Consider the following 23,798-nt stretch of genomic DNA (forward strand, 5'->3'; position numbering starts at 1 on the left):
CCAATTGACGTTTCACGTTTTACGTTTTACCCGGCTTCACGTCAAAACTTCGAAGGGCGTTCGACTCGCCCTGCTGAAACGCCCTGACATGCGCTGCCCCTTCTGCAGTCATGAAGACACCCGGGTGGTTGACTCGCGGGTGACCGAGGACGGGATGCAAGTGCGTCGGCGCCGCGAGTGTCCGGAGTGCAGTGCGCGCTTTTCCACCTATGAGACGGCCGAGATCAAGTTGCCGCAGATCGTCAAGCGCGATGGTCGGCGCGAGCCCTTCAACGAGCAGAAGCTGCGCGGTGGGCTGGCACGGGCTTTCGAGAAGCGGCCGGTGTCCCTTGAGGACATTGATCGCGTCATCGACGTGCTGATGCGCAAGCTGCGCACCAGTGGCGAGCGTGAAATCCCGGCCGGCACCGTGGGCGAATGGATGATGGAGGAACTCAAGCGCATCGATCAGGTGGCCTATGTGCGCTTTGCCTCGGTCTATCGCCGCTTTGAGGATGTACAGGCCTTTCGCGAGGAAGTCGAGCGCCTGGAAAAGGAGTTGCCGGGGCTCAGCGCGCAGCAGTTGCCCTTGCTGGACGAGTTGCTTCCGACCGGGAAGAAGAGCTGAACGCGTGCGATTTTCACCCTTTGTCACGGAGGCGTGATGAGACATCCCGGACACCAGCGACATCTATTGGGTATGACGGCGCAATCGTTGCGCCGGGTGTTCCTGGTCGATGAGCAACTTCAAGCACGAGTGCAGCGACAGCACACCGATTGCCAAGCGGTCGGATTCGCGCTGGCAGCCGCAACCGGGACAGCAACTGGCAGTCATCGCGGGCGAGGGCCAGGGCTGGATGGCCCAGGTCATCGCCACCCAGGTGGGTGCACGCGAGCGTGTCTACTGGGTGCGGCTCGCCGACGGCCGCCGTCTGGTCAAGCTGGCCAGTGAGCTCGCAGAGCTCACCGGGATCGACGACGCCGCCTGGACCATCAACGGACGGCATTTGGGCTGATCTGCACTTCATGCGCCAGGCCCTGGAGTTGGCGCGCCGCGGGCTCTACACCACTCACCCGAATCCACGGGTGGGTTGTGTGTTGGTGCGCGCCGGCGAAGTCGTGGGCTCCGGCTGGCACCGCCGTGCCGGCGAGGCCCATGCCGAAGTGCACGCGCTGGCGCAGGCCGGTGAGCTGGCCCGGGGCGCTACCGCCTACGTCACCCTCGAACCCTGCGCGCATCATGGGCGCACGCCGCCCTGCGCTGATGCGCTGATCGCGGCCGGGGTGGCACGCGTGGTGGTGGCGATGGAAGACCCCTTTCCGCAAGTGGCCGGCGCCGGACTGGCGCGACTGCGCGCCGCCGGCATCGCCGTTGACGTGGGCGTGGAAGCCGCTGCTGCGGCCGAACTCAACGCCGGATTCATTTCCCGGCAGACTCGCCAGCGGCCTTGGATCCGGGTCAAGCTCGGGGTCAGTCTGGATGGCCGCTGCGCCCTTGCTGACGGTCGCAGCCAGTGGATCACCTCGGCGCAGGCGCGGGCGGATGTGCAGCACTGGCGGGCTTGTTCCAGCGCCATCGTCACCGGCATCGGCAGCGTGCTGGCCGACGACCCGCGTTTGACCGTGCGCCTGCCCGATGCCCGCGAGCACGGCACACCCGAACGGATCGTGCTCGACAGCCACTTTCGCCTGCCAGCCCGCTCACGAATGCTCGACGAGCCCGGGCCGATCCTCGTGGTCACCGGGCCTGTTGCGCCCGACCGTGCCGATCTGGCGGGCCGGGTGGAGCAGATCACGGTGCCGCTGCACGACGGTGCCCTGCACTGGTCCAGGCTGGTGTTCGCGTTGGCTCAGCGCGGCCACAACGAGCTGCTGGTGGAGGCCGGGCCCAGGCTGGCGGGTGCGGTGATCGAATCGGGGCTGGTCGATGAGCTGATCTGGTACCTCGCGCCGGCCTTCCTTGGGCACGCGGCGCGGCCCGCCTTGCAGATGCGCGAGCCTGCCGGGCTGGATGAACTCAGCCGCTGGTCCTGGCATTCGATCGATCCGGTCGGCCCGGATCTGCGCTTGATCCTGCGGCCGCCGCCAGCTGCGCCCACCTGGTCGTGGACCGATCCGGTGCGGGCTCCCGGCCGCTGATCCCCTGCAAACACAGACTTGAGGTAGATGCAGCATGTTCACCGGATTGATCCAGGCGATAGGGCACATACAGTCGGTCGAGACCCGCGGCGGAGATGTCCGGCTGCGCATCGGCAGCGGCAGTCTGAGCCTCGACGGCGTCAGCGAGGGTGACAGCATCGCCGTCTCCGGCGTTTGCCTGACCGCGCTGGATCTGGCGGCAGACAGCTTTGCCGCCGACGTCTCGGTGGAAACCCTGGAGCACACGACGCTGGGGGCCTGCCGCCGCGGCGATGCGGTCAACCTGGAGCGCTCGCTGACGCTGGCAACGCCGCTGGGCGGGCATTTCGTCAGCGGCCATGTCGATGGCGTCGGGCACGTGCGCTCGATCACCGACGAGGCACGCTCGCAGCGCTGGGTGTTCGAGATTCCACCCGATTTGCGCCGATTCGTGGCCAGCAAGGGCTCGATTGCGGTCAATGGCGTCAGCCTGACCGTCAACGAGCTGTACGAGGAAGGCTTCGGCGTCAACCTGATTCCACACACGCTCAGCCATACCACTTTCGGCGTGCTGGCGGTGGGCTCCGCGGTGAATATCGAAGTCGATCTACTGGCTCGTTATGTCGACCGCCTGACACAGGAAGGTCACAAGTAATTCATTCTCTTGTTCATTGTTGACCGTGGCGGGGGGCGATCGCCCTTAGACTGCGCCCTTCTGATCCGGATAGCGGGGCAAAGAATGCGGGAGCGCGCGATCAAGACGCTGGTCGCATGGATCGACGATTTCCTGCCGGGACAGACCTTCCCGCACAACGATCTGCGGCGGCGGATGCGCGGCAGTTTCGTCCTTGCCCTGGTGGCGATGCAGGCTGGTGCCAGCATCGTCTTTGCGCTGTCTGAGCTCTTCGCCGGCCATTTTCTGATCGCCACCCTGCTCGCCATCGGGGCGCTGATGCCGATCTGGCCGGTCTGGCGATTGCGCCGCGACGGCGATGTCGACTTCTGGTCGCAGGTGTTCATCGCCAACATGTTCTTTCTGACCGGATTCATTCATCTGGCTTCCGGTGGTCACAGCATCGGCATCGTCATGGCGCTGCCGGCCCTGCTGCTGATCAGCTCGCTGGTGTCGACGCTGCGCCAGATCCTGTTCTGGGGGCTGGTGGTGGTGCTGATCCTGGTGATCGGCAACGTGTTGCGCGAATTGCCCGGGCCATGGTGGATCAATATCGATTCGGCCTGGGCACGGGCATCGGTGGGTCGGGTGCCTGTGATACTGGCCTTTTGCCTGCTCGGCATGTCCGTCCTGTTGCGCTGGTTGCTCGACAGTGTGTTCGCGGATCTGGGCGCCACTCGGCAGCGCGAGATGGATGCCATGGAGCGGGCGCAGTTCGATCAGCGCCGCTTTGCCGATTTTTCCGAGATCGCCGCGGACTGGTTCTGGGAAACCGATGCCCAGTTGCGCATGGTCTATGTCTCACCGACGCTCACTGAGCACACCGGCCTGCGTCCGGAACAACTGCTGGGGCAGCATCCTCTGGCCTTCGTGCGCCAGCGCCATCCCGACAGCCCTCGCCTGCGCGAGATCGACGGCAAGATGGCGCGCGGCGAGCCATTCTCTGACGAACTCATGGCCTGGCACGATGAGTCCGGCAAGGTCACGATGTTCCGCCATGTCGGGCGCGCGTTTCGCGATGACAATGGCCGCCTGCTCGGCTATCGCGGTGCGGTCACCGACATCACCGAGAACTGGCGACTGACGCGTGAGCTGGAGCGTCTGGCCCGTACTGACTCGCTGACGGGTCTGCTCAATCGCCGCGCTTTTGGCGAGGTCCTGAGCAAGACTTTGGCACAGGCGCGGGAATCCGGCAGCCCCTGGTGGCTGTTACAGCTGGATCTCGACCATTTCAAGCAGGTCAACGACCGCTCCGGTCATGCCGTCGGCGATCAGGTGCTGATCAAGGTGGCAGAGTTTCTGCGCCAGAGTGGCTTGCCCACCGAGACCCTGGCGCGGGTTGGAGGCGACGAGTTCTGTGCCCTGGTGCGCGAACCCGAGGCCGAGGCCCTCACCGACTATGCCGATCTGATCCTGGCCGGCTTCGCCCGCCTGGCGACCGAGTTCGGCCAGCCGCTCGGGGTCAGTATCGGCGTGGCCAGACTGCATCCGGAGAAGGGCGACGAGAGTTACCAGTTGCGGGTGGTTGACGAGGCCTGCTACCAGGCCAAGCGCGAGGGCCGTGGTCGGGTGGTGATCGCCTGAGCACAAGGCCGTGGCCGCGCATGAACGGGCGCGCTCGATACCGACGGTGACGCTTGCGCCTGCGGGGGCGCGCTGCAAGACTCCGCGCTCACCGTTGTGAGTGTGGTCATGCCCATCGTTTCATTGCTTTGCCCCGAACCGATCCGTCGCCGGCTGGCGATCGCGCCGCGCGACTACGCGCGCCGGGATCGCGCCATCGAGGCCTTCGAGGCTGGTCAGTACCTGGAATCGGTCAGCGAAACCCTGCGCTATCTGCTGCCCAGGGTGGAACTGCCAGATTTGTCGTTGCAGCCCTTGTGTTTCGTCCAGGGCTCGGCGCGGGTGCGTCTGACGATCGACCACGGGATATTGCGCCTGAGCACGGCGCTGGCGGCCTTGCGTGAGGATTCGCAGTCGACCGCGGCGCTGCGCTACGTGCTCACCCGATTGAGCGCCACCGGACAATTGTTTCAACCGCGACTGCGGGGCGCCGAATTGACCCTGGAATTCAGCGATCGTCTGTCGCTGCTGCATCCGGCCAAGCTGGCCGAAGTGCTGCAACGCCTGCCGATGGAATCGGACAGCAATGATGGCTGGCTGCAGGAGCGCTTCGGTCTGGATCCGCTCGACCGCGAGCCGGTTGCAGAACTGGGTGCCGACGAGATGGCCCGGGCGCTGGAGATCTGGAATTCGCACTGGGCGGCGGTGGACGAGCTGATGGTGGAATCGCGGCGGCGGCGCTCGGTGCGTTTTCTCGATGCCCTGGGTTCCTATGCGGCCAATCAGGTGCGCTACACCCTGCCCTTGTTCGGCAGTGTGCGCGCTCGCCTGAACGAGAGTGCCGATGATTTCACCGACAAGGACGAGAATCCGAACAAGCGCGACAGCGCCCTGGCCAAGGCCATCAAGGAAATGCGCCAGGTCGGCGAAGCCGAGCTGCGGCAATGCCTGGGCCATGCCGAGTTCGCGATGAATCCGCTCTACGAGGGCACACCTTCACTGCTGACCTCCATGCTCGGCGCCGGACAGCGCATGCAGACCACCGGCGAACTGCGCGCCACCGGGCGTTCGCTGGAAGCGGCGCTGGAACTGATCGCCGACTACCTTTATCTGCTGGCCGAACATTCCTGGCCGGCGGAAGTGGAAACCGCCTTGCGCACGGGTCTGGATCTGGTGTCGGGCAAGCCCTGGCGCGAAGCCGCCGACGTGCTCTGGAACCACGCCAACCAGACCGCCCGCATCTTCGGCAGCCACGGCGAACATGATCGTGAAGACGAAGAGCCAGGCTACGGCCCGGGGAGTGCTGCATATGAATCCTGAAGTCAACGCAGCCGCGCCCGGCCTGAACACACTGGATGACATCGACAGCCTCGGTGTCTATCAGGTCTACACCGGCACCGGCACCGGATCAGGTTTTCTGATCGATGCCACCCATCTGGTGACCAATTGCCATGTGGTTCAGCCCTACCGCGAGGTGGCCATCGAGATGCGCGATCGCAGCCGCATCATCGGCCGCGTGCGCCGGGTTCATCCGCATCGGGATCTGGCCATCGTCGAGCTCTCGCGCCCGGTCAGCGGCGAGGTGCTGGAACTCAGCGACGGCGAGCAGTTGCGACCCAAGCAGGCCGTGCACATCCTCGGGTTTCCGGTGGGCCTGCCCTTGTCGCTGACCGAAGGCGTGATCTCGCACGCGCGGCAGCTGCTCGACGAGCAGTATTTCCTGCAGACCGATGCGGCGATCAATCCGGGCAACTCCGGTGGGCCGATGCTGGACGATCATCGCCGCATCATCGCCGTCACCACCTGCAAGTTGAACGCCGCCGACTCGGTCGGTTTCGGCATCCCGATTGCCGATGTGCGTCGATTCATCGACGAGTTCCGGGCCCAGACCGTGGATTTCGGGGTCAATTGCCCGACCTGCGAAGAGCTGATCGATCAGGCCGTGCGTTATTGCCCCAGCTGCGGCTCCGATCTGGAAACGCACCATGACTTCGGCGAGTACTTCGAGGCCCCCGAAGCGCATCCGCTGGCGGAATTCGTCGAGATGTCACTGCGCAAGGCGCAGATCAACCCGGTGCTGGCGCGGCATGGCAGCCACAACTGGTCGTTCCATATCGGCAGCGCCCCGATCAAGATCTGGTGCTGCTGCTCCGAGCATCTGAATTTCTCCTCGCCGATGGCCCAGACTGGTGCGCGTGGGCTCAACGAGCTGTTCCAGTACCTGCTCTCCGCCGAACACCAGCCCTATGCCTTCGATCTGGTCGGCAGCACCATCCGCCTGAATCTGGTGGTGCACATCTCCGACGTCTTCCTGCCCGAAGAGCACGAGCACCTGGCCGAACGCGTGCGCCAGTTCATTGCCAAGGCCGACGCCACCGACAATGTGCTGATCAAGGAATATGGCTGCCAGCCGGCCCCGGAAACCCAGCTCGACACCCTCAAGGGCGGCGAGCACCGCGGCGGATGACGAGGGCAGGAGGGCGAGAGGGCGAGAGGGCACGCGGGATCAAGAGCGCGAGTCGAGCCTGGTTGGATTGCGTCAGCGATACGAGGGTGCCGCGCCGCGGCTCCCCGGCAGGGTCAGTGCTCGTGGGCGCGGCGGATGTCGCGCACATGCGAGGGCATCAATGCCCGAGCGCTGGTGGCAGCTCTTCCTCAAAGCCGTCGGCAAAGATCTCCGGCGGCGGTGTTCCGGGCTCGCAGTTGTAGCAGATCAGGGCAAAGTCCTGCCGCGGGATGGCCGGTTCCCACGGGTTCAGGGCGTCGGCGGCAATCACCGCGGCCAGCACGCGCACGCGGAATTCGCCGCCGGCGTGCTCGGCCGGGGCCAGGAACACGCCCTCCAGATTGTTCTTGTCGTCGGCCACACCACCGACCACCGAATAACCATCGCCCGCGTCAAACACATTTCCGAGATAGGTGTCCTCGCCCAGCCGCACCTGCAGGTCCAGATCATTGGTCCAGGACGGCGTGGTGCCGCCAAGGCCGGGGCCGGCGGCGTCGGTCCAGGCCAGCATCATGCGCACCGGCTGGTCGGGATCGGCCGGGCGCAGATAGGCATCCCAGCGCGCGCCGCTGTGATCCAGCACTTCGGTCTGGTCGAGCTGCCAGACAGACACTCCCGGATTGATCACGGCATCCAGATCCAGTCGGCCCCAACCGGCAAAGCGGTTGGGGCGCTGCGGCATGGGCCGGGCATCGGCATCGAGGCGACCGACCAGATTGGTGGCCGCCGCGGTGAATGCAGCCTTGACCAGCGCCGGGCTCGGATACTGCCCGTGGTGCTGGCGATATTGCTCGAAGTACAGCGCCGCGGCACCCGACACCATCGCCGAGGCCATGCTGGTGCCGCACATCAGGGTGTAGTCGCTGTTGCCGGTGCCGTTGGTGCTGTCGGTGTAGCAACCCGGCGCCACCAGATTCGGCACGCGGCGGCCATCGCAGGCCGGTCCGTGGCCGCTGTTGATCGAGAGGTCGAAGAGCGCGTCGATCTGCCCGGCGCTCGCCGACAGCAGCTGCGTGGAGCCCACCGACAGCAGGTTCTTGGCCTCATCGGGCGAGCCCAGCGAACTCGGCGCGCAGATGCCGGTGCCGCGCTCACCAAAGCCGTTCATGATCGACCACACCGGCAGGATCTGCTGGTTGCCCGACATCGATGCATTGCCATCGCGGGCGATCATGTCTACCTGCATGGTCGGGATGTCATAGCCCTGCGGTGTAATTGTGAGCCCCCAGGAATTATTCGCCAGCTGCGCGCCACTGGTGGCCACGTCGCGATACAGGTTGATCATGCCGTTCGCCGCCATGCCGCCGGGTCCGGCCCCCAGAAACGCGGCGTAGCGGTGCTGAATTACCTTCGCGCCCGGGGCTACGCCCAGGCCGCGCAGGAAGCCGCTGCCATCAAGCACGCCGGAAAAGCCGGTACCGGCGATGGCACCGGCGACATGGGTGCCGTGGTTGTCGTTGAGGCTGGTGCAGCTGCCGGCCGTGCCCTGACAGGGAGCGACATTGCCCAGCAGATCCCCATGCGAGCTGCGAAATCCTCCGTCGACGACGCTGACCTTGACGCCAAGGCCGGTGACACCGCTCTGTGACAGCCAATCCAGATAGCCAGGATAGATGCCGGGATTGCCGTCGTAACCGCCCACAATCGATTGATTGCTGACCTCGCCGCGTGGCCCGGCGCCGCCGGCAATGTGCTGCAGGGTGTAGACGCCAGGCGTCTGCGCCGCCGCCAGATACTGCTCGCCCTTCAATGTCAGCTGCACCAGCGTCAGATCCGGCGTCAGCGGCGAGCGTTGGACCAGATTGGCGCCCAGATCGGACAGTGCCGCGAGCACGCCATCGGCGCTGGCGGCATCGATCAGCGCCATCGTTGGCAGCGGATCGGATCCCAGATCACGACTCTGCGGCGGCACCCGTTGTGCCGGCAGCAGCGGACCGCTCCAGCGTGCCAGCGTGCTGCGCGCAGCCAGCGCGCTCAGCTGCCCCGGATCGGCCCAGACGATGTAGCTGAACGGGGCCAGATAGCGAACTGGCCGGATCTGGGCTGCGCGCAGGGCCTCCAGATCTTCGCTACGCGGTGGGCCATGGAGTTGCAGCAGCTGGAAGTCCGCCGCCGCCGAGGGGCTGTGCTGCCACCAGGGATCGGCAGACGCTGTCGGCAGGTCCCGCGGGTCGATCGCCACGCCATCAATGATCAGATCGAAGGGGCTTGTCGCGCGGCTGACACGGGCGCCGAGTTCGCCGTCTGGCCGCTCTACCACCGGCATCCAGATGAAGCCGCCGTAGTCGATGGCGCCTGCGGGCAGATCAGCACGCAGCGCCGCCGTCGGCTGCTCCACCCGCAGCCAGGTTTCGGCGTGGGATGGAGAGCACAGGCAGAACAGGGCAATCGTGAGCAGACTACGCATCGGGTTACCGGTGGCGCTCCAGGGCTGGCTGGGGCTCGCAAGCGAAGGCTTCGCAGGGTACACCAGCACAAGCCGGTGCCAGGTGATGGACGGTATGCCGCAACGTAAACAAGTCTTGCCTGTGGCCGCATCGCCCGCCACCGCAAGCGTTCAGGCCGGCGCCGAGATCGGCAGGCGCATCAGGAATCGGGTGCCAAGTCCCGGGCTGCTGTGGACCTCGATGTGCCCGCCCAGTCGCGCATGGACCTGATTGAAGGCCACATGCAGGCCGAGCCCCACACAGCCCTCGGATCGGCGGGTCGTGAAGAAGGGTTCGAACACCCGCGGCAGATCCTCCGATGCAATGCCCTTGCCATCATCGGCAAAGCTCAACTCGATGGACTCGGCGTCCAGCGCCCGCGCCTGCAGCCGCAGGATGCCGGGTACGTCGGGGTCATAGGCATGCAGTACCGCGTTCTGCGCCAGCGTGGTGATGATCTGGCCCAGCGTGCCAGGGTAGCTGTCCAACACCAGGGCGCCGTCGCAGTCCAGCGTCATCTGGATCGGCCGGCGTTTCCAGACCACCTCCAGGCTCTCGACCAGATCACGCAGATAGTCCAGCAGAACGAAGCGGCGGCGCTCGTCCAGGCTGCGGTCCACCGAGACCTGACGGAAACTGCGTACCAGATGCGCGGCGCGCGCCAGATGATCGTCGACCAGATGGGCGGCGTGACTGGCGGTGGCAACATACTGATCGAGATCGGAGGCCCTGAGCTCGCGTGCAGCGAGTTGACGCTTGAGCAAGCCCAGTTGCTCGCTCTGCACCGATGCAGCCGTCAGCGCGATACCCAGCGGCGTATTGATCTCGTGGGCCACGCCGGCCACCAGCTGACCCAGCGAGGCCATTTTTTCGGCGACCACCAGCTGTTTCTGGGTGCCGCGCAGCTGCTCCAGAGTCTGCTCGGCTCTTTCCTTGGCCACGCTCAGTTCGGCCGTGCGCTCGGTCACCATGTGTGCCAGCGCCCGCTCGTGCCGACGAATCCCGGCCAGATGGCGCTTATAGCCGGCATAGCCGATGCCACCCAGGGCGAGTGCGGCGAGCACGGCGAACCAGGGCGTTTGCCAGTACTCGGGAAGCACCGTGACGGGGATGCGCAGCTTCTGGTCGGTCCAGGCGCCGCTGCGATTGCTGCCACGGATCAGCAACTCATAGTCTCCGGGCCACAGATTGCTGTAACTGGCGATCCGCCGATCGGCATCGGTCTCGATCCAGTCGGCATCGAAGCCGCGCAGCTGATAGGCGTAGTGGATGCGCTGTGGTGCCGAGTAGTCGAGCGCTGCAAACTCGACGCTGAAGGTGCGCGCCGCAGCCGGGATCGACAGCCCATCGGCCCAGTCGGCCGATGCCCGCGGCCGCCCATCCACCCGGACTTCGGTGGCGACCACGGGCGGCTCATAGCCCCAGGCCTCGAAGCGTTCGGGATCGACCAGCGCCAGCCCCTGGCTGCCACCGAAGAGCAACAATCCGGCACGGGTCTGGGCATAGGATCTAAACCATGCGGTGCCGATGTCCATGCCATCGGCGCGGCTGAGCTCGTAGATCGAATCCCTAGCCGGATCGAGCACATGGCGTTGGGTCCAGATCCGGCCGCGCCGATCTTCGAGCAGATTGGCACCGAAGGGTCGGCCGCCGAAGCCCAGGCGGGTGCTGACGGCATCGAAGCTGGCGCGCCGTCCGTCCCAGCTCCGCAGGCGCAACAGGCCTTCCGAGGTATCCACCCACAGCTGGCCCTGCCGGTCGAGCAGCAGACCGACGATGCTGTCGGCGGTCGGATCTTCGGCAGGGTCGTTCGTGTGTACCGCGAGCAAGGTGCTGCTGCCCGCTTCAAGCACAAACAGACCGCCGGCGCTGCCCACCCACAGGCGTCCCGAAGGCTCCAGCTGCAGCGCATTCACATCCGCGGCCAGGTTGTGGCCTTCGGCGGTGGGAATGTCCACGGCTCGCCGGGCTTGCGACTGCCAGCGCGCCAGTCCGGTGTTGCTGCCCACCCACAGATCGCCGCCGGGTTCCGGAATCAGCACCCGTACCGTGGTCCCGCTCAATCCTTCCGGGCGGCCGATGGCGGTGAATTGGCGAGTTTGTGGGTCGTGACGGTAGAGCCCGGCCAGCGTGCCGGCGTAGATGGCGCCGTCAGTCGTCTGTGCCAGACTGATGACCATGCCGTTGCCCAGCGCCTGCGGATCGTCCGGATTGGGGCGATAGCCAGCGACGATGCCGCGCGCGGGATCGAGCACGTCGATGCCATTCTCGCGCGTGCCCAGCCAGATCTCGCCATTGGCCAGCTCCAGCACGCTGCTGATGCTGGGACTGGACAGTGAACCCGGCTGCACCGGGCTGTGATGGAGGATGCGAATCGCGTCGTTGTGCGGGTCGTGTCGTTGCAGACCGCCGCTGTATCCACCCACCCAGATCTGGCCGGCCTGATCGGCCAGGAAACAGCGGATCTGGGCATGGGCCAGACTGGAGCCGATGGACGGATCGGGGCGTATCTGGCGAAGGATCCGGCCGCTGCCGGTGTCGACCACGGTGATGCCGCCGAAGGAACCCAGCCAGAGCTCATCGTCGCGCGGTTGAATCATGGCCAGGGCCAGCGAGTCGTTGCTGCTGGGTGTGTGCGTCAGCCCTGGCGGTATGGCCGTACTTGCCAGCGTATCGGGTTCGATCAGATGACTGCCGACCTGGGCGGTGCCGACCCCGATGCGACCATCGCGCAGCTGATACAGACTCATGATCAACTGCCCGGCAAGGGCGCTGCCCGGTCCGCCGTCGGCCCCGACCCGCACATAGGCACCGGAGGTCTCGCGGCGCACCGAGAGCCCGTTCCAGCTGCCGATCCAGAGATCGCCGGCCCGGTCCACCAGCAAGGCGAAGATGCGGTCGTCATTGGCCGTGGAACCCGGTCCGTGCACCCGGGTGTGATGCTCGAACACGCCCCGGGCCGGATCGAAGCGTTCCAGTCCGGCGCGAGTGCCCAGCCAGATCTGGCCGTGTCGATCCTCGGCCAGTGCCCGCACCTGATCGTGGGCCAGGCTGCCGCTGTCTGCAGGATCATGGCGATATCGCCGGAATCGGCCGCTGGCGGGATCCATGACCGATACGCCGTCGGCGTCGGTGCCCACCCAGAGGCTGCCGTCCGAGGCCACCAGCAGCGCCCGGATGAACACGCCTCCGATGGACTCGGGATTGTCCGGGTCGCGGGCGTAGCGGACAAAGCGGTAGCCGTCGAAGCGGATCAGGCCGTTGGGCGTGCCGATCCAGATGAAACCACGCCGATCCTGCACCAGGGCGGTGACGTTGTTGTCCGGAATGCTGTCGGCATCGCCGATGGTTTCGAAATAGGCGTCGCCCAGGCTCAACATCGAAGCGGCCGCCGGCGTGAGCAGCGACACCAGCAGCGCAAGCATCCGCAGCAGACTGTGCATGGGTCTATCTTAGCCCGCAGAAACCGCCAGGGCGTGCGGAAATAGCCGGATTTCCCTTCTGTCGCGATCTCGGGCAAGAGCGCGCGTTGCGCGCTACTGTATGCCATCCCCGCAACCAGGGCCGATCCAGCCATGCGTCATCGTCACGACCCCGACGGCATCCGCTTGCCGATCAAGCTCGACAGCACCAGCAACGGCGAGTTCGAGCCCATCCCGCTTGAGCCTGTGCATCTGGAAGCCAGGCGACAGGCGCTCTCGCAGGCGAGCGAACACGCGCGTCGGCTGGGGCAGGACCGCCGCAGCTTTCTGGTGTCGCTGGCCGGCGCCGCGAGCACCCTGCTGGCGATGAACCGCAGCTATGCCCAGGCCGGACGTACCGGCGGTTTCTACGCCCTGCCCAGAGAGGCTGCGCTGGAGGAGGACGCCGCCGCCAGCGTCCTGGCGGGCAAGGAATTCATCTTTGATGTACAGGGACACTTCGTCAATCCCACCGGGGCCTGGACGCGCCGGGTGAAGCCGGGGGTGAAACCGATCAGTTTTGCCGATACCGAGGGCTGCGCTGCTGCGGCGCTGCCCGGCAACCTGGATCATTTGCAATGTCTGGGCCCGGATCCCTTCATCCGCGATGTCTTCATCGATTCGGATACCGATCTGATGGTGCTGAGTTTTGTGCCGTCAACCCGCGCCGACGAGCCGCTGACCATCGAGGAAGCTGCGGCGACGGCCGCCATCGTCGAACGCATGGAGGGGACCCATCGATTGTTCCTGCATGGCCGGGTCAATCCCAATCAGGACGGCGATCTCGTGGCCATGGAAGCGCTTGCCGCGAAGCACCCGATTGCAGCCTTCAAGACCTACACCCAATGGGGGCCGGACGGAAAGGGCTATTTCCTCGATGACGAAGTCGGACTGGCGATGATCGAGAAGGCGCGGGCACTGGAGGTCAACAACATCGCCATCCACAAGGGCCTGCCCTTTGGGCCGCAGTCCTACCCGCACAGCACCTGTGTGGATGTCGGGCGCGTGGCCAAACAGTGCCCGGACATGAACTTCCTGATCTATCACTCTGGCTTCGTCACCGCCGCCGGCGAAGGGCCCTACGATCCCAAGCGCATGGATGGTGTCGACCAGTTGATCACTTCGGTGCGCAAGGCTGGCCTGGGCCATGGCAGCAATGTCTACGCCGAACTCGGGTCCACCTGGCGCTTTCTGATGCGTGATCCGGACGCCGCCGCGCACACCCTGGGCAAGTTGCTGGTGCACCTGGGGCCGGACAACATCCTCTGGGGCACCGATTCGATCTGGTACGGCAGCCCGCAGGACCAGATCCAGGCCATGCGCGCCTTCCAGATCTCGCCCGAGTTCCGCGAACGCTACGGCTACCCCGAGATCACGCCGCAGATTCGCGCGAAGATCTTTGGCCTGAACGCCCTCAAGGTCTACCAGGTCGACAGTGCGGTGCTCAGACCGCTGCTGGCCAGCGATCGCATCAGCCGCCAGCGCGAAGAAGATCGCAACGCACCCGACCCGAGCTTTCTCAGCTACGGGCCGAAAACCCGCCGCGAGTTCCTGCGCCTGCGGGCGGCCTCCGGGGTGCTGTAAGGGGGTTCAAGGCGAAAGGCCATTCGGCGTCATTGCGAGTCACCTGTTTCGGCCTGAAACTGCCCACGGGCCATGAACCCGCCGTCGTAGGTCATGTTGTCCGCGTCAGCGGACTACGTGACATTGAGTTGCGAGGAGCGCAGCGACGAAGCAATCCAGGGTGGCGTCGCACGCCCCTGGATTGCTTCGCTACGCTCGCAATGACGCCGGGAGGTTCATGGCCCGTGCGCAGTGTCGGGCCGATACAGGTGGCTCGCGATGACGCCCGCTCTTGTGGGTCCAGACTTGTCTGGACGCCTGAACTGTGGGACCGGGCTCTGCCCGCGATCAGTGCCGCGGCTGGCCGAGAGCCGCCGATCGCGGCTGAAGCCGCTCCCACAGTGCCGCTGGGTCCGTATGCTCTTGCCAGCAACCAGCAACCAGCAACCAGCAACCAGCAACCAGCAACCAGCAACCAGCAACCAACAACCAGCAACCAGCAACCAGCAACCAGCAACCAGCAACCAGCAACCGCGCGAGACCCCCCCATGCATCGCAGCCGCCTTTGTGGATTCATCATCGATTGCCGAACCGACGATCTGCTGGCAGCCACTCAGTTCTGGAGCAGCGCGCTTGGCATGCGTGTGCTCGGTGAAGATGGCCCCAGTTATCAGGTACTCGATGCCAGCGCGCGCGATCTCAGTGTGGAAGTGCAGCAGGTCGAGCACGAAAGCCGGGTGCATCTGGACATCGAGGCCGACGACATCGAAGCCGAGGTCTTGCGCCTGGAAAGGCTGGGAGCCAGGCGCGTGCACCGTGGTCGTCGCTGGTGGGTGATGCAGGCCCCCAGCGGGCAGAGATTCTGCGTGGTCGAGGCCCGCGCCGATCTGGCGCAGTTGCCGGGCGTGAATGTCTGGGGTGAGCCCTGAGGAGAGCAGGGCGAACGCGGCCTGCCGGCATCATCGCTGGCCATGTGCAAAGGGGTTGCGCCGAAATCCTCCTTCAGCAGCAGGCGGAGACTGGCCACCAGGAATGGCGGTGAAGCCGCAAGTGCACTCTGTCGGGCCGAGCTTGGCTGACCGGCCGCAACCCCAGGTCAAGGGCCCGCAACGTCGCGGCAAACGCGCGGCGCGACAGCGCTGCACAGTGGGCGCACCGCACACACGGGTTCGCCGCCATGCCCAAGGCTCTCACGCAGTTCCTTCAGTTCCTGATCCTCGTCGTCCCCATGATTCTGGCTGCGCCAGCCGTCCCGGCTGCCACCTTCGTCGTGACCAGCAGCGCCGACACGGCGGGCTCCAGCTGTGCGGCCGTGTGCACGCTGCGTCAGGCGATCACGGCTGCAAATGCCACCGCGGCCGCCGATACCATCAACTTTGACATCTTCACTATTCCACCGCGCGGCGACATCCTGATCCAGCCATTGAGCAATCTGCCGCCGATCACCCAGCCGCTGACGATCAACGGCTACTCCCAGGCGGGTACCCGGGTCAACGACAGCGAGTTGGCAACGAACGCGACCTTGCGCATTCGCATTGACGGTGCAGCGTCGTCCACCACCGCCACTCATGGCCTGGCAGTTTGCGCCAGCGGCAGCAATGTCCGCGGCGTCGCCGTGACCCGATTTATCCAGCATGGCGTGATCGTGGGCGACTCGCCTTGTACGGCCGGCGTCAGCAATGTGCTGATCCAGGGAAATTTTCTGGGGACGAACGGCGGCGGCAGCAGTGCGGCAGGCAACACCGGCTCGGGTATCCGGGTGAGCAACTCGGCAGCCACGATCGGCGGAGCGGCACTGGCCGACCGCAATCTGCTGGCGGCCAATGGACTGTCCGGGATCGAGCTGCGCGGAAGCAATTCCAGCAATGTCTCGATCCAGAACAACCTGATCGGCACCGATCGCAGCGGTTCGCAGGATTTCGGCAACGCTACCGGCATCCGCATCACCGACAGCTATAACAACGCCTTCATCCAGCAAAACCTGATTCGCTTCAATGGCACCGGCATCCACCTGCTCGGCGGGGTCAACAACAACATCAGCCAGAACCGGATCTACGACAACGATGGCCTCGGCATCGATCTCGGTGCGCTCGGCGTCACGCCCAACGATCCCAACGACATCGACAACGGTCCCAACCAGCTGCAGAACTTCCCGGTCATCACGAGCGCCGGGCGCGGGCCCGGCGTGCTCAATGTGGCCGGAACCCTGGATGTTGGCCACACCAACCCGATCGACTACATCATTGAGGCTTTCGCTTCGACGACCTGCGATCCCAGTGGCAATGGCGAGGGTGAACGCTATCTCGGCTCCATGACCCGCGGCTTGCGGGAAATCACACAGACTTTCAGCGGCGCTATCACCACCAATGACCCCTTGCCGCCGCAGACAGTCATCACGCTGACCGTGCGTTCGGCCAATGCCGTCGGGACCAGCGAGTTCTCGCAGTGTTTGGCGCTCGATCCACCGCCCCTGCTGGTGAACTCGGCCGACGACGTGGACGATGGCACTTGCAACGCCGTTCACTGCTCGCTGCGCGAGGCCATGAACGTCGCCAACAGCTTCGTGGGTGCGGGACAGCAGGCCATCGAGTTCGCCATTCCACCCCTGACCGGAACCAGCGAAATCACGATCACACCGGCATCGCCGTTGCCGGTGATCGCCCAGAATTATCTGATCGATGGCTACTCACAGCCCGGGGCGGTGCCCAACACCGATCCTTCGGCCAGCAACGCCGTCGTGCGCATTCGTCTCGCCGGCAGTCTTGCTTCGCCAATTGGCCTGGAGATCTGCATTCCGAGCCCGGTGATCCGCGGTTTGTCGCTGACCGGTTTCGAAGAGGCCATTTCCATGCATCGCCCGGCGTGCCCGCTGACCTCGGGTGGAACCATCAGCGGAAACTTTTTCGGCCTGCGTGCAGACGGCCTCACATTGGCGGCCAATGTGCGCAGCATCAAGTTTGACGGTGCCGGCGGCGCGAATCTGAAAATCGGCGGCACCGATCCGGCGGAGCGCAATGTCTTTGCCGGAGGCAGCATCGGAATCGACGCCATTCCAGCCTTGTCCATCCAGTCGGTCAGAACCGTGGAGGGCAATCTCTTCGGTACCGACAGGACCGGCCAGCAGAACTTCGGGATAGCGACCGCCATCCGTCTGAGCGGCGACAGCGCGAATGTGCTGATCGGTTCCGCAGATGCCCCCAATCAGTTCGCCTTCAACAATCGCGGCATTGTCGTTGTCGACACCGCGCGGGCCATGGGCTTCGCCGAAAACCGTTTCCGGGCGCACGGACAGCTCGCAATTGATCTGGGAGAGGATGGCGTGACGCCCAACGACCCGGGTGACCCCGATGGCGGCCCGAACGGACGCATCAACTTCCCCGTGTTGTCGCTGGCCGAGCGCAACGTGTCCGGGCTGCGCGTGATCGGACAGGTTGATCTGCCGGGATCACCCACGGCTGGCGAATTGACGGTGACGCTGTATGCCAGTGCAACATGCCATCCCAGCGGCAACGGTGAGGGCGAGCAGGTGCTCGGTCGCGCCGGCACCACCGAAAATTTCGATCTGATCATCGAAACCGACGCCGATCTCGTGGCCTCGCCGTTCATCACGGCAACGGCCACCACCAGCGAGGGCACCAGCGAGTTCTCGGCTTGCCTGCAGGCCACCGATCCGCTGCCGGGTATCGCCGTGGACACGGCTGTCGATTCGTTGACCGTGGATGGCGGCTGCGACGTGGTCGGCGATGCCAACCTCTGCACCTTGCGCGAAGCCCTGTTGCTGGCCAATTCCCAGCCCGGACCGGATCGCATCCGCTTCCAGATTCCGGGCGGCGCAGCAACTCAGGTCATCCAGCCGGTGGCCTTGCTGCCCAGCATCACCGGCGGACTCAGTATCGAGGGCTACACCCAGGCCGGTTCGCTCCCGAACGCTTCCAGCGAGGGCTTCGACGCCGTACTGCGAATCGAACTTCGGCCGGTCGGCCTGAGCAACGGACTGCGGATCTGCACGACCGAGCTGGTCGATCTCAGTGGAATGGCTTTCGTGACCGGGACTGGACCGATGATCGCCACCCAGACCAACGAGGCCGGCAATTGTGCGCTGGTCGGCAGCCTGCGCGTTCGCGGTTGCCAGTTTGGCATTCGTGCAGACGGCAGTTCCTCGGCGGTGGCCAACGCCATCCTCGCCAGTGGCAGCACGCTGACGGCGGGCGGCCCGGCGCTGGCTGATCGCAACCTTTTTGCTCGCAGCACCGGCACCGCTGTCCGCATCGAAGGTAGCTCGTCCAACGGCAGCGTGGTGCAGAACAACCTGTTTGGCCGCGATGGCGATGGACTCAGCCACCCCAACGCCCGTGACATCGACATCGTCAACGCCAGTCAGGTCACGGTGGGCGGGGACGGACTGCTCGGCAATGCCTTCTTTGGATCGACGGTCGCCGTCTTCGTCTCCGGACCAGGGGCTGACTTCAACCAGCTCTACGGCAATCGCTTCAGCCAACACAGCGGCGCCACCGCCATCGATCTGGCTGACGGCGCCAGCCCGGACGGCATTACCCCCAACGATCCGGACGATCTCGATGAGGGCGCCAACGAAGGCCAGAACACGCCGGTGCTGCAATCGGGCAGCGTGACTGCACCGGATACGATCCAGCTGGCCGGCATGGTCGATGTGCCCAGCGGAATCAGCGCGCCGGTCAACTACCGACTGGCTTTCTACCAGAGCAGCAGCTGCAACGATGCCGCCAGTGTCGGTCGTGAGGGCGAGGTTTACCTCGGATCCGTGCTCCAGCCCATCAGCAGCAGCTCGGAGGCGTTCAGCGTATCGCTCGAAGGCGTGCCGCAAGCCGGCTTCATCACGGCCACCGTCACTTCGCCGGGCGGATCGACCAGCGAGTTCTCGAATTGCCTGGCCGCGCCGCGTCCCGACAACCTGCATGCCGACGGCTTCGAATGAACCGGGACGACAATGATCCCGGTGGCAGCCTTGCCGTGCCCTCTGCGATGGCTCACGGCAAGGTAGCGGCGTTACTGCACTTGCCGCCGCGCGTGTTGTTTGACGTGAACGAGGAATTGGCCTGCTACTTGTTGCCTGAGCTGGCCCGCTGCTGGCCACAGGTGCGGATCCTGCGCCGGCTGCCGGACCGGCTTGCGGTCGCCGAGCTGTGTGTCGTCGATCGCGAGCCAGGCCTCACGCCCATACCCACGCTCTGGCTGGCTGAAATCGATGGCACCCGTGCCTTGAGGGAGCTTGCGCCGGGCTTGTGGCGGACCGGCATGCCGACAACCGCTACGCAGCTGCGGCAGCAGTTGCAGGAATGCCTGCGCCGCTTGCCCCAGCACCGGCGTCTCATCGACAAGCAACGATGATTGGCATGCTGGAATACGGCGGAAGTGGGATGCTTGGTGGCGCGAGATCGGCCGCGATGGCGCTGGGAGTCGACATGCATCGGGTGGGGCGAATCGGCTTGGGTCTGCTGTTTGCAGGCCATCTGGGGGCAAGCGAGCGCGGCGCCCTGCCGTCCGAGATCTTCGATGTGCAAGCCATGGAAGGTGCCTCGATGAGCACCGATGTGGCCGAGCAGGCCGATGGCCGGCTGCTGGTCGCCAACATGCGCGGCCTGTTCCGCTACGACGGCTCGCGCTGGCAGCTGTACCTGCACCCCGACGCCAAAGGTGGCATGGAACATTTGGCCATCGACTCCCAGGGCCGGATCCACACGAGCTTCAACGGCGATATCGGCTGGTGGCAGGACGACGCCAGCGGCAGCTTGACGTGGCACAGCGAAATGCAGCGGCTCCCGCCGGGGTGTTCGGATGTCGCCGCCGAGACCACGGCCGTGGTTGTCGATGAGCGGCGCGGCGGAGTCGTCTACGCGGCCGCCACGCGCATTGCGTTCCTGCCCCTCGAAGCGGCAATTCCCGCACGCTGCGCGCCGATGTCGCAACTGGTGAAGGCCTTCCTCGCCGACGGCGATCTGCTGGCGGTGCTGGGGACTCCGACTCGGCTGGTGCGGCTGAACGGCGACTTTCAGGCCGAGCCGGTCAGCGGCAGCGAAGTGCTCGACGGCGTGGGTATCTCATCGGTCACCACCGGGGGCAGCGGTACGCTGCTGCTGAACAACAACGGCCAGGTGCTGCGCTACCAAAGCGGCCAGCTGCTTCTCTATTCCAACGCGCTGCAGACGCTGGCCCGGCAGGGCGGCACCCGCCCCTTCTTCGTGATCCACTCGCTCAAGGATGGACGCCATCTGGTCGCCGGTGTGCTCGATGGCCTGCATGTACTCGATGCCGGCGGAGCGCTGGTAGATCACCTCGATGCCGGCGCCGGCGTCCCGGCGCAGCGGCGCACGGCAGGCATGCATCAGGATCGCAACGGCGATCTGTGGCTGGCGCAGGAGCGCAGCATTGTCCGCCTGGGCATCGATGGTGCTGTCAGCGTGCATGACGAGCGTCACGGCCTGCCCAGCGCGGTGCAGATTGCCCGTTGGCGCGGCGCGCTCTGGGTGGCCTCGCGCAGTGGCCTGTTCCGCCTGGATGTTGCTGGGAACGGCGCCAGCTACCACACGCCGGTGCCGGGCCTGGTGGGACTATTCGGGGTGGCGGCGCTGACGGATGACGCACTGCTGGTGATCCATGGCGGCTTGCGTGCCGTACGTCCGGCCGCCGGCGATTGGCGGGTTGACACTCTGGACGGCCCGTGGAACCAGGTTTCGGTCCTGGAGCCCTCGCGATTCGTCCCCGGACGCGCCTATGCCGGCTATGCGCAGGGGCTGCTGCAGATCGACTACCAGCGGGACGGCACTATCGGGATCCGCGAGATCGGCAGCCTTGGCATTCCGGTGGCACGCATCGCCGAACAGGACGCAGACACGCTCTGGGTGGCCGATCGGGTGGATGGGGTGCTCCGGGTGACATTGGACGATCCTCGGCACCCTGTGAAATACGGCGCACAGCAGGGCCTTCCAGCCGGTACTGTGCGCATCTATGCCGGGCCCCGACGCCCGTGGTTCACCACGCTGGAAGGACTCCGTGTGTACGATGAGGCCAGTGATCGTTTCGTGGTCCCGGCCGGGTTACCGCCTGAGTTGCAGCAGGACCGGCTCTACAGCGCCTACGAGGATCAGGAGGGACATCTCTGGGTGCGTGGCGGCGCCATCCTGAATGATGTGTTCTGGCGGACCGGCAGCGGCTGGCGCATCGATCGCGATCTCATGCACGCCGTCGATCCGTTTCCGACCATCTTTGGTTTCCAGCGCGAGGGCGATGTGGTCTGGGCCATCCGGGCCAATGGTTTGTTGCGTTTCGACCTCAGGGCGCACCGACCCACGCCGCCGCCCCCCGCACCGATCCTCAGTGCGGTCTTTGACACCCGCGCCCGGGTCGCATTGCCCTTGGCCGGGCTCACCCGGCTCGCGCCGGCCGTGCGGGATCTGCGGGTGGAGTACACACTGCCTTTCCTGCGCCGCGGCGGCGCCAGCCAGTATCGTTCGCGCTTGAGAGGCTTCGAGGACTGGAGCGACTGGACCGCATCAGGACAGCAGACCCGCATCTACACCAACCTGCCGGACGGCGAGTTTGCGTTCGAGGTCGAGGCGCGGGATGCGCTGCAGCGTGAGTTGCGCATGGCCGCCGTGCCGCTGCACATGACACCGCCCTGGTTTCGCACGCCCCTCGCGAATCTGCTGTACATCACGATCGCCATCCTCAGTTTCGTGCTCGCCATGCGCCTGGGCGCGCGACGAAGGCAGCGGCAAATGCTGGCGCGGCAGCGCGAGCTGGAAACCACGGTTGCGGCCCGAACCGCTGAACTGGCGATCAGCAACCAGCGACTTGCGGCCCAGGCAGAGAGGCTGGCGGAAGTCGATCGCATGAAAACCCGCTTCTTCACCAATGTGGGCCATGAGTTCCGGACGCCTCTGACCCTGGTGCTTGGTCCGTTGGACGATTTGCTCCAGGGCACGCGCGGACGGCTGGCCGACGGCGTGCGCACCCATCTGCAACTCGCGCAGCGCAATGCCCGGCGCGTTCTCGATCTGATCGTCGAACTGCTGGATGTAAATCGCCTGGAGCAGGGGCAGATGCCTCTTCGGATGGGCCGGCATGATCTGGCGTCCTTGTTGCAGCGAGTTGCTGCCGAAGCCGCGCCGCTGCTGGCTCGCTACGGCCAGGAGTTGAAGACCGATCTTCCACCTGTCGCACCGGCGGCCCGGGTCGATCCGGTTCAGATCGAGCGCTGCGTGCTCAACCTGCTCAGCAATGCGGCGAAGTACTCGCCCCGGGGTGGGCTGGTCGAGCTGTCCCTGGCGCACGACGCCAAGGATTGGATCATCAGCGTAGGTGACCATGGACGCGGCATTCCCGAGCATGCCCTGGCGCACGTCTTCGATCGCTTTTTCCAGACCGCTGAGGGCGATCACGCCACCGGCCACGGCATCGGCTTGTCGTTGGCCAGGGAAATTGCATTGGCGCACGGTGGTGACATCAGCGTCAGCAGCGCACTCGGAGTCGGCAGCGTCTTCAGCTTGCGCATTCCCGCAACGATCGCGGACCAGCCGGCCGCGGTGGAACCTACCGAGGCCGTCAGCGTGCCCGGGTCCGTGCCCGCTGTCGCACCCGCGGAGCGCGGGCGCGAGCGGGTGCTGGTGATCGATGACCACGACGATCTCCGCGCCCGCGTGCGTGGCTTGCTGGAATCACGCTTCGAGGTACTCGAAGCCAGCGATGGCGAGACCGCGTGGAAACTGGTGTGTGATGCGCTGCCTGACCTGATCGTCAGCGATGTGATGATGCCGGGCTGCGATGGCGTGGAACTGACCCGACGGGTGCGCGCCCACGAGGACACCGCAGCGATCGGCCTGCTGCTGTTGACCGCCAAGGCCGGCAGCGAGCATGCGGTCGCCGGATTGCGCGCGGGGGCCAACGACTACCTGGCCAAGCCCTTCGACTCCAGCGAGCTGATGGCCCGCTGCGAAGCCATCGTCAGTCATGCCCGCAGGCTCCAGCACCGGCTGGCGGCCGCCGCGCCGGTGTTGCCGGCGGAAGTGATCGAGACTCCGGACTCACGCTGGCGCCAGCGACTCGATGCTCACATCGAGGCCAGCCTGCACAACGCCGAGTTTGGCGTGGAAGAGCTGGCCTCGGCCATGCACACCGACCGTACGCATCTGTTCCGTCGCTGCAAGGAACTGCTTGGCATGAGCCCGTCCGATTACCTGCGTGAGCTGCGTCTCTCCCATGCCCATCGCCTGCTCGAAGCGGCGGCCGGGAACGTGTCCGAAGTGGCGTATGCCAGCGGTTTTGACAGCCTTTCGAGTTTCACCCGGGCTTTCCGCAATCGCCATGGATACCCGCCGAGCAAGGTGCAAAGGCGGGAAGCCTCCTGATCCGAGTCCCTCATCGTGTCGTTTCATGCATGGGATCGGCGTCGTCTGGCGCGCAAGAACGGGAATCCCACTCGGTCTGGATCCGCTCATCATGTCTCCTCAGGTGGGCCGCAGCCGGGTGCGGCC

General features: G+C 65.6%; 14 protein-coding genes. 12 read left to right on the top strand and 2 right to left on the bottom strand.

What is annotated here, in order from left to right:
• Positions 1-88: 88 nt before the first annotated feature.
• The 7 genes from nrdR (at position 89) to H7A19_00105 (ending at position 6,800) form a co-directional block, all read left to right on the top strand.
• On the top strand, positions 89-607 hold the full coding sequence (gene nrdR / locus H7A19_00075) for a transcriptional repressor NrdR (protein ID MCP5473224.1): 519 nt from the start codon (positions 89-91) through the stop codon (positions 605-607).
• A gap of 109 nt (positions 608-716) precedes the next feature.
• A complete protein-coding gene (locus H7A19_00080; protein MCP5473225.1) occupies positions 717-995 on the top strand; it encodes a hypothetical protein in 279 nt (92 codons plus the stop codon).
• Positions 996-1,005: 10 nt separating this feature from the next.
• On the top strand, positions 1,006-2,118 hold the full coding sequence (gene ribD / locus H7A19_00085) for a bifunctional diaminohydroxyphosphoribosylaminopyrimidine deaminase/5-amino-6-(5-phosphoribosylamino)uracil reductase RibD (GenBank protein ID MCP5473226.1): 1,113 nt from the start codon (positions 1,006-1,008) through the stop codon (positions 2,116-2,118).
• A gap of 34 nt (positions 2,119-2,152) precedes the next feature.
• Positions 2,153-2,752, top strand: coding sequence for a riboflavin synthase (locus H7A19_00090; protein MCP5473227.1), 600 nt, complete (start codon positions 2,153-2,155; stop codon positions 2,750-2,752).
• 84 nt (positions 2,753-2,836) lie between these two features.
• The gene (locus H7A19_00095; GenBank protein MCP5473228.1) at positions 2,837-4,354 is read left to right on the top strand and encodes a sensor domain-containing diguanylate cyclase; all 1,518 of its coding nucleotides are present in this window, start codon (positions 2,837-2,839) and stop codon (positions 4,352-4,354) included.
• Positions 4,355-4,462: 108 nt separating this feature from the next.
• Positions 4,463-5,653 (top strand): hypothetical protein, encoded by a 1,191-nt coding sequence (locus H7A19_00100; protein MCP5473229.1) that lies wholly within the window; start codon positions 4,463-4,465, stop codon positions 5,651-5,653.
• Entirely contained in the window at positions 5,643-6,800 is a 1,158-nt protein-coding gene (locus tag H7A19_00105) for a serine protease (GenBank protein MCP5473230.1), read from the top strand. The genes H7A19_00100 and H7A19_00105 overlap by 11 nt, the downstream gene beginning before the upstream one ends.
• A gap of 157 nt (positions 6,801-6,957) precedes the next feature.
• Here H7A19_00105 and H7A19_00110 read toward each other — a convergent pair whose 3' ends face one another.
• Positions 6,958-9,246, bottom strand: a complete 2,289-nt coding sequence (locus tag H7A19_00110; GenBank protein MCP5473231.1) for a S8 family serine peptidase — start codon at positions 9,244-9,246, stop codon at positions 6,958-6,960.
• 150 nt (positions 9,247-9,396) lie between these two features.
• Positions 9,397-12,708 (bottom strand): hypothetical protein, encoded by a 3,312-nt coding sequence (locus H7A19_00115; GenBank protein MCP5473232.1) that lies wholly within the window; start codon positions 12,706-12,708, stop codon positions 9,397-9,399.
• Between the two features lie 132 nt (positions 12,709-12,840).
• Here H7A19_00115 and H7A19_00120 point away from each other — a divergent pair, with 132 nt between their 5' ends.
• The 5 genes from H7A19_00120 (at position 12,841) to H7A19_00140 (ending at position 23,672) form a co-directional block, all read left to right on the top strand.
• Positions 12,841-14,310 (top strand): amidohydrolase family protein, encoded by a 1,470-nt coding sequence (locus H7A19_00120; protein MCP5473233.1) that lies wholly within the window; start codon positions 12,841-12,843, stop codon positions 14,308-14,310.
• Between the two features lie 527 nt (positions 14,311-14,837).
• Positions 14,838-15,218, top strand: a complete 381-nt coding sequence (locus H7A19_00125) for a VOC family protein (GenBank protein ID MCP5473234.1) — start codon at positions 14,838-14,840, stop codon at positions 15,216-15,218.
• A gap of 248 nt (positions 15,219-15,466) precedes the next feature.
• Complete coding sequence (locus H7A19_00130; protein MCP5473235.1) at positions 15,467-19,243, top strand: CSLREA domain-containing protein; 3,777 nt, start codon at positions 15,467-15,469, stop codon at positions 19,241-19,243.
• Positions 19,240-19,656, top strand: a complete 417-nt coding sequence (locus tag H7A19_00135; GenBank protein MCP5473236.1) for a hypothetical protein — start codon at positions 19,240-19,242, stop codon at positions 19,654-19,656. The genes H7A19_00130 and H7A19_00135 overlap by 4 nt, the downstream gene beginning before the upstream one ends.
• A gap of 56 nt (positions 19,657-19,712) precedes the next feature.
• A complete protein-coding gene (locus H7A19_00140) occupies positions 19,713-23,672 on the top strand; it encodes a response regulator (GenBank protein MCP5473237.1) in 3,960 nt (1,319 codons plus the stop codon).
• Positions 23,673-23,798 lie beyond the last annotated feature (126 nt).

Source organism: Rhodanobacteraceae bacterium (assembly GCA_024234055.1).
Lineage (GTDB): Bacteria > Pseudomonadota > Gammaproteobacteria > Xanthomonadales > SZUA-5 > JADKFD01.

Excerpts from the sequence above, each read along its gene's own strand:
- nrdR (MCP5473224.1), top strand. The coding sequence starts at position 89 with ATGCGCTGCCCCTTCTGCAGTCATGAAGACACCCGGGTGGTTGACTCG.
- H7A19_00080 (MCP5473225.1), top strand. The coding sequence starts at position 717 with ATGAGCAACTTCAAGCACGAGTGCAGCGACAGCACACCGATTGCCAAG.
- ribD (MCP5473226.1), top strand. The coding sequence starts at position 1,006 with ATGCGCCAGGCCCTGGAGTTGGCGCGCCGCGGGCTCTACACCACTCAC.
- H7A19_00090 (MCP5473227.1), top strand. The coding sequence starts at position 2,153 with ATGTTCACCGGATTGATCCAGGCGATAGGGCACATACAGTCGGTCGAG.
- H7A19_00095 (MCP5473228.1), top strand. The coding sequence starts at position 2,837 with ATGCGGGAGCGCGCGATCAAGACGCTGGTCGCATGGATCGACGATTTC.
- H7A19_00100 (MCP5473229.1), top strand. The coding sequence starts at position 4,463 with ATGCCCATCGTTTCATTGCTTTGCCCCGAACCGATCCGTCGCCGGCTG.
- H7A19_00105 (MCP5473230.1), top strand. The coding sequence starts at position 5,643 with ATGAATCCTGAAGTCAACGCAGCCGCGCCCGGCCTGAACACACTGGAT.
- H7A19_00110 (MCP5473231.1), bottom strand. The coding sequence starts at position 9,246 with ATGCGTAGTCTGCTCACGATTGCCCTGTTCTGCCTGTGCTCTCCATCC.
- H7A19_00115 (MCP5473232.1), bottom strand. The coding sequence starts at position 12,708 with ATGCACAGTCTGCTGCGGATGCTTGCGCTGCTGGTGTCGCTGCTCACG.
- H7A19_00120 (MCP5473233.1), top strand. The coding sequence starts at position 12,841 with ATGCGTCATCGTCACGACCCCGACGGCATCCGCTTGCCGATCAAGCTC.
- H7A19_00125 (MCP5473234.1), top strand. The coding sequence starts at position 14,838 with ATGCATCGCAGCCGCCTTTGTGGATTCATCATCGATTGCCGAACCGAC.
- H7A19_00130 (MCP5473235.1), top strand. The coding sequence starts at position 15,467 with ATGCCCAAGGCTCTCACGCAGTTCCTTCAGTTCCTGATCCTCGTCGTC.
- H7A19_00135 (MCP5473236.1), top strand. The coding sequence starts at position 19,240 with ATGAACCGGGACGACAATGATCCCGGTGGCAGCCTTGCCGTGCCCTCT.
- H7A19_00140 (MCP5473237.1), top strand. The coding sequence starts at position 19,713 with ATGGCGCTGGGAGTCGACATGCATCGGGTGGGGCGAATCGGCTTGGGT.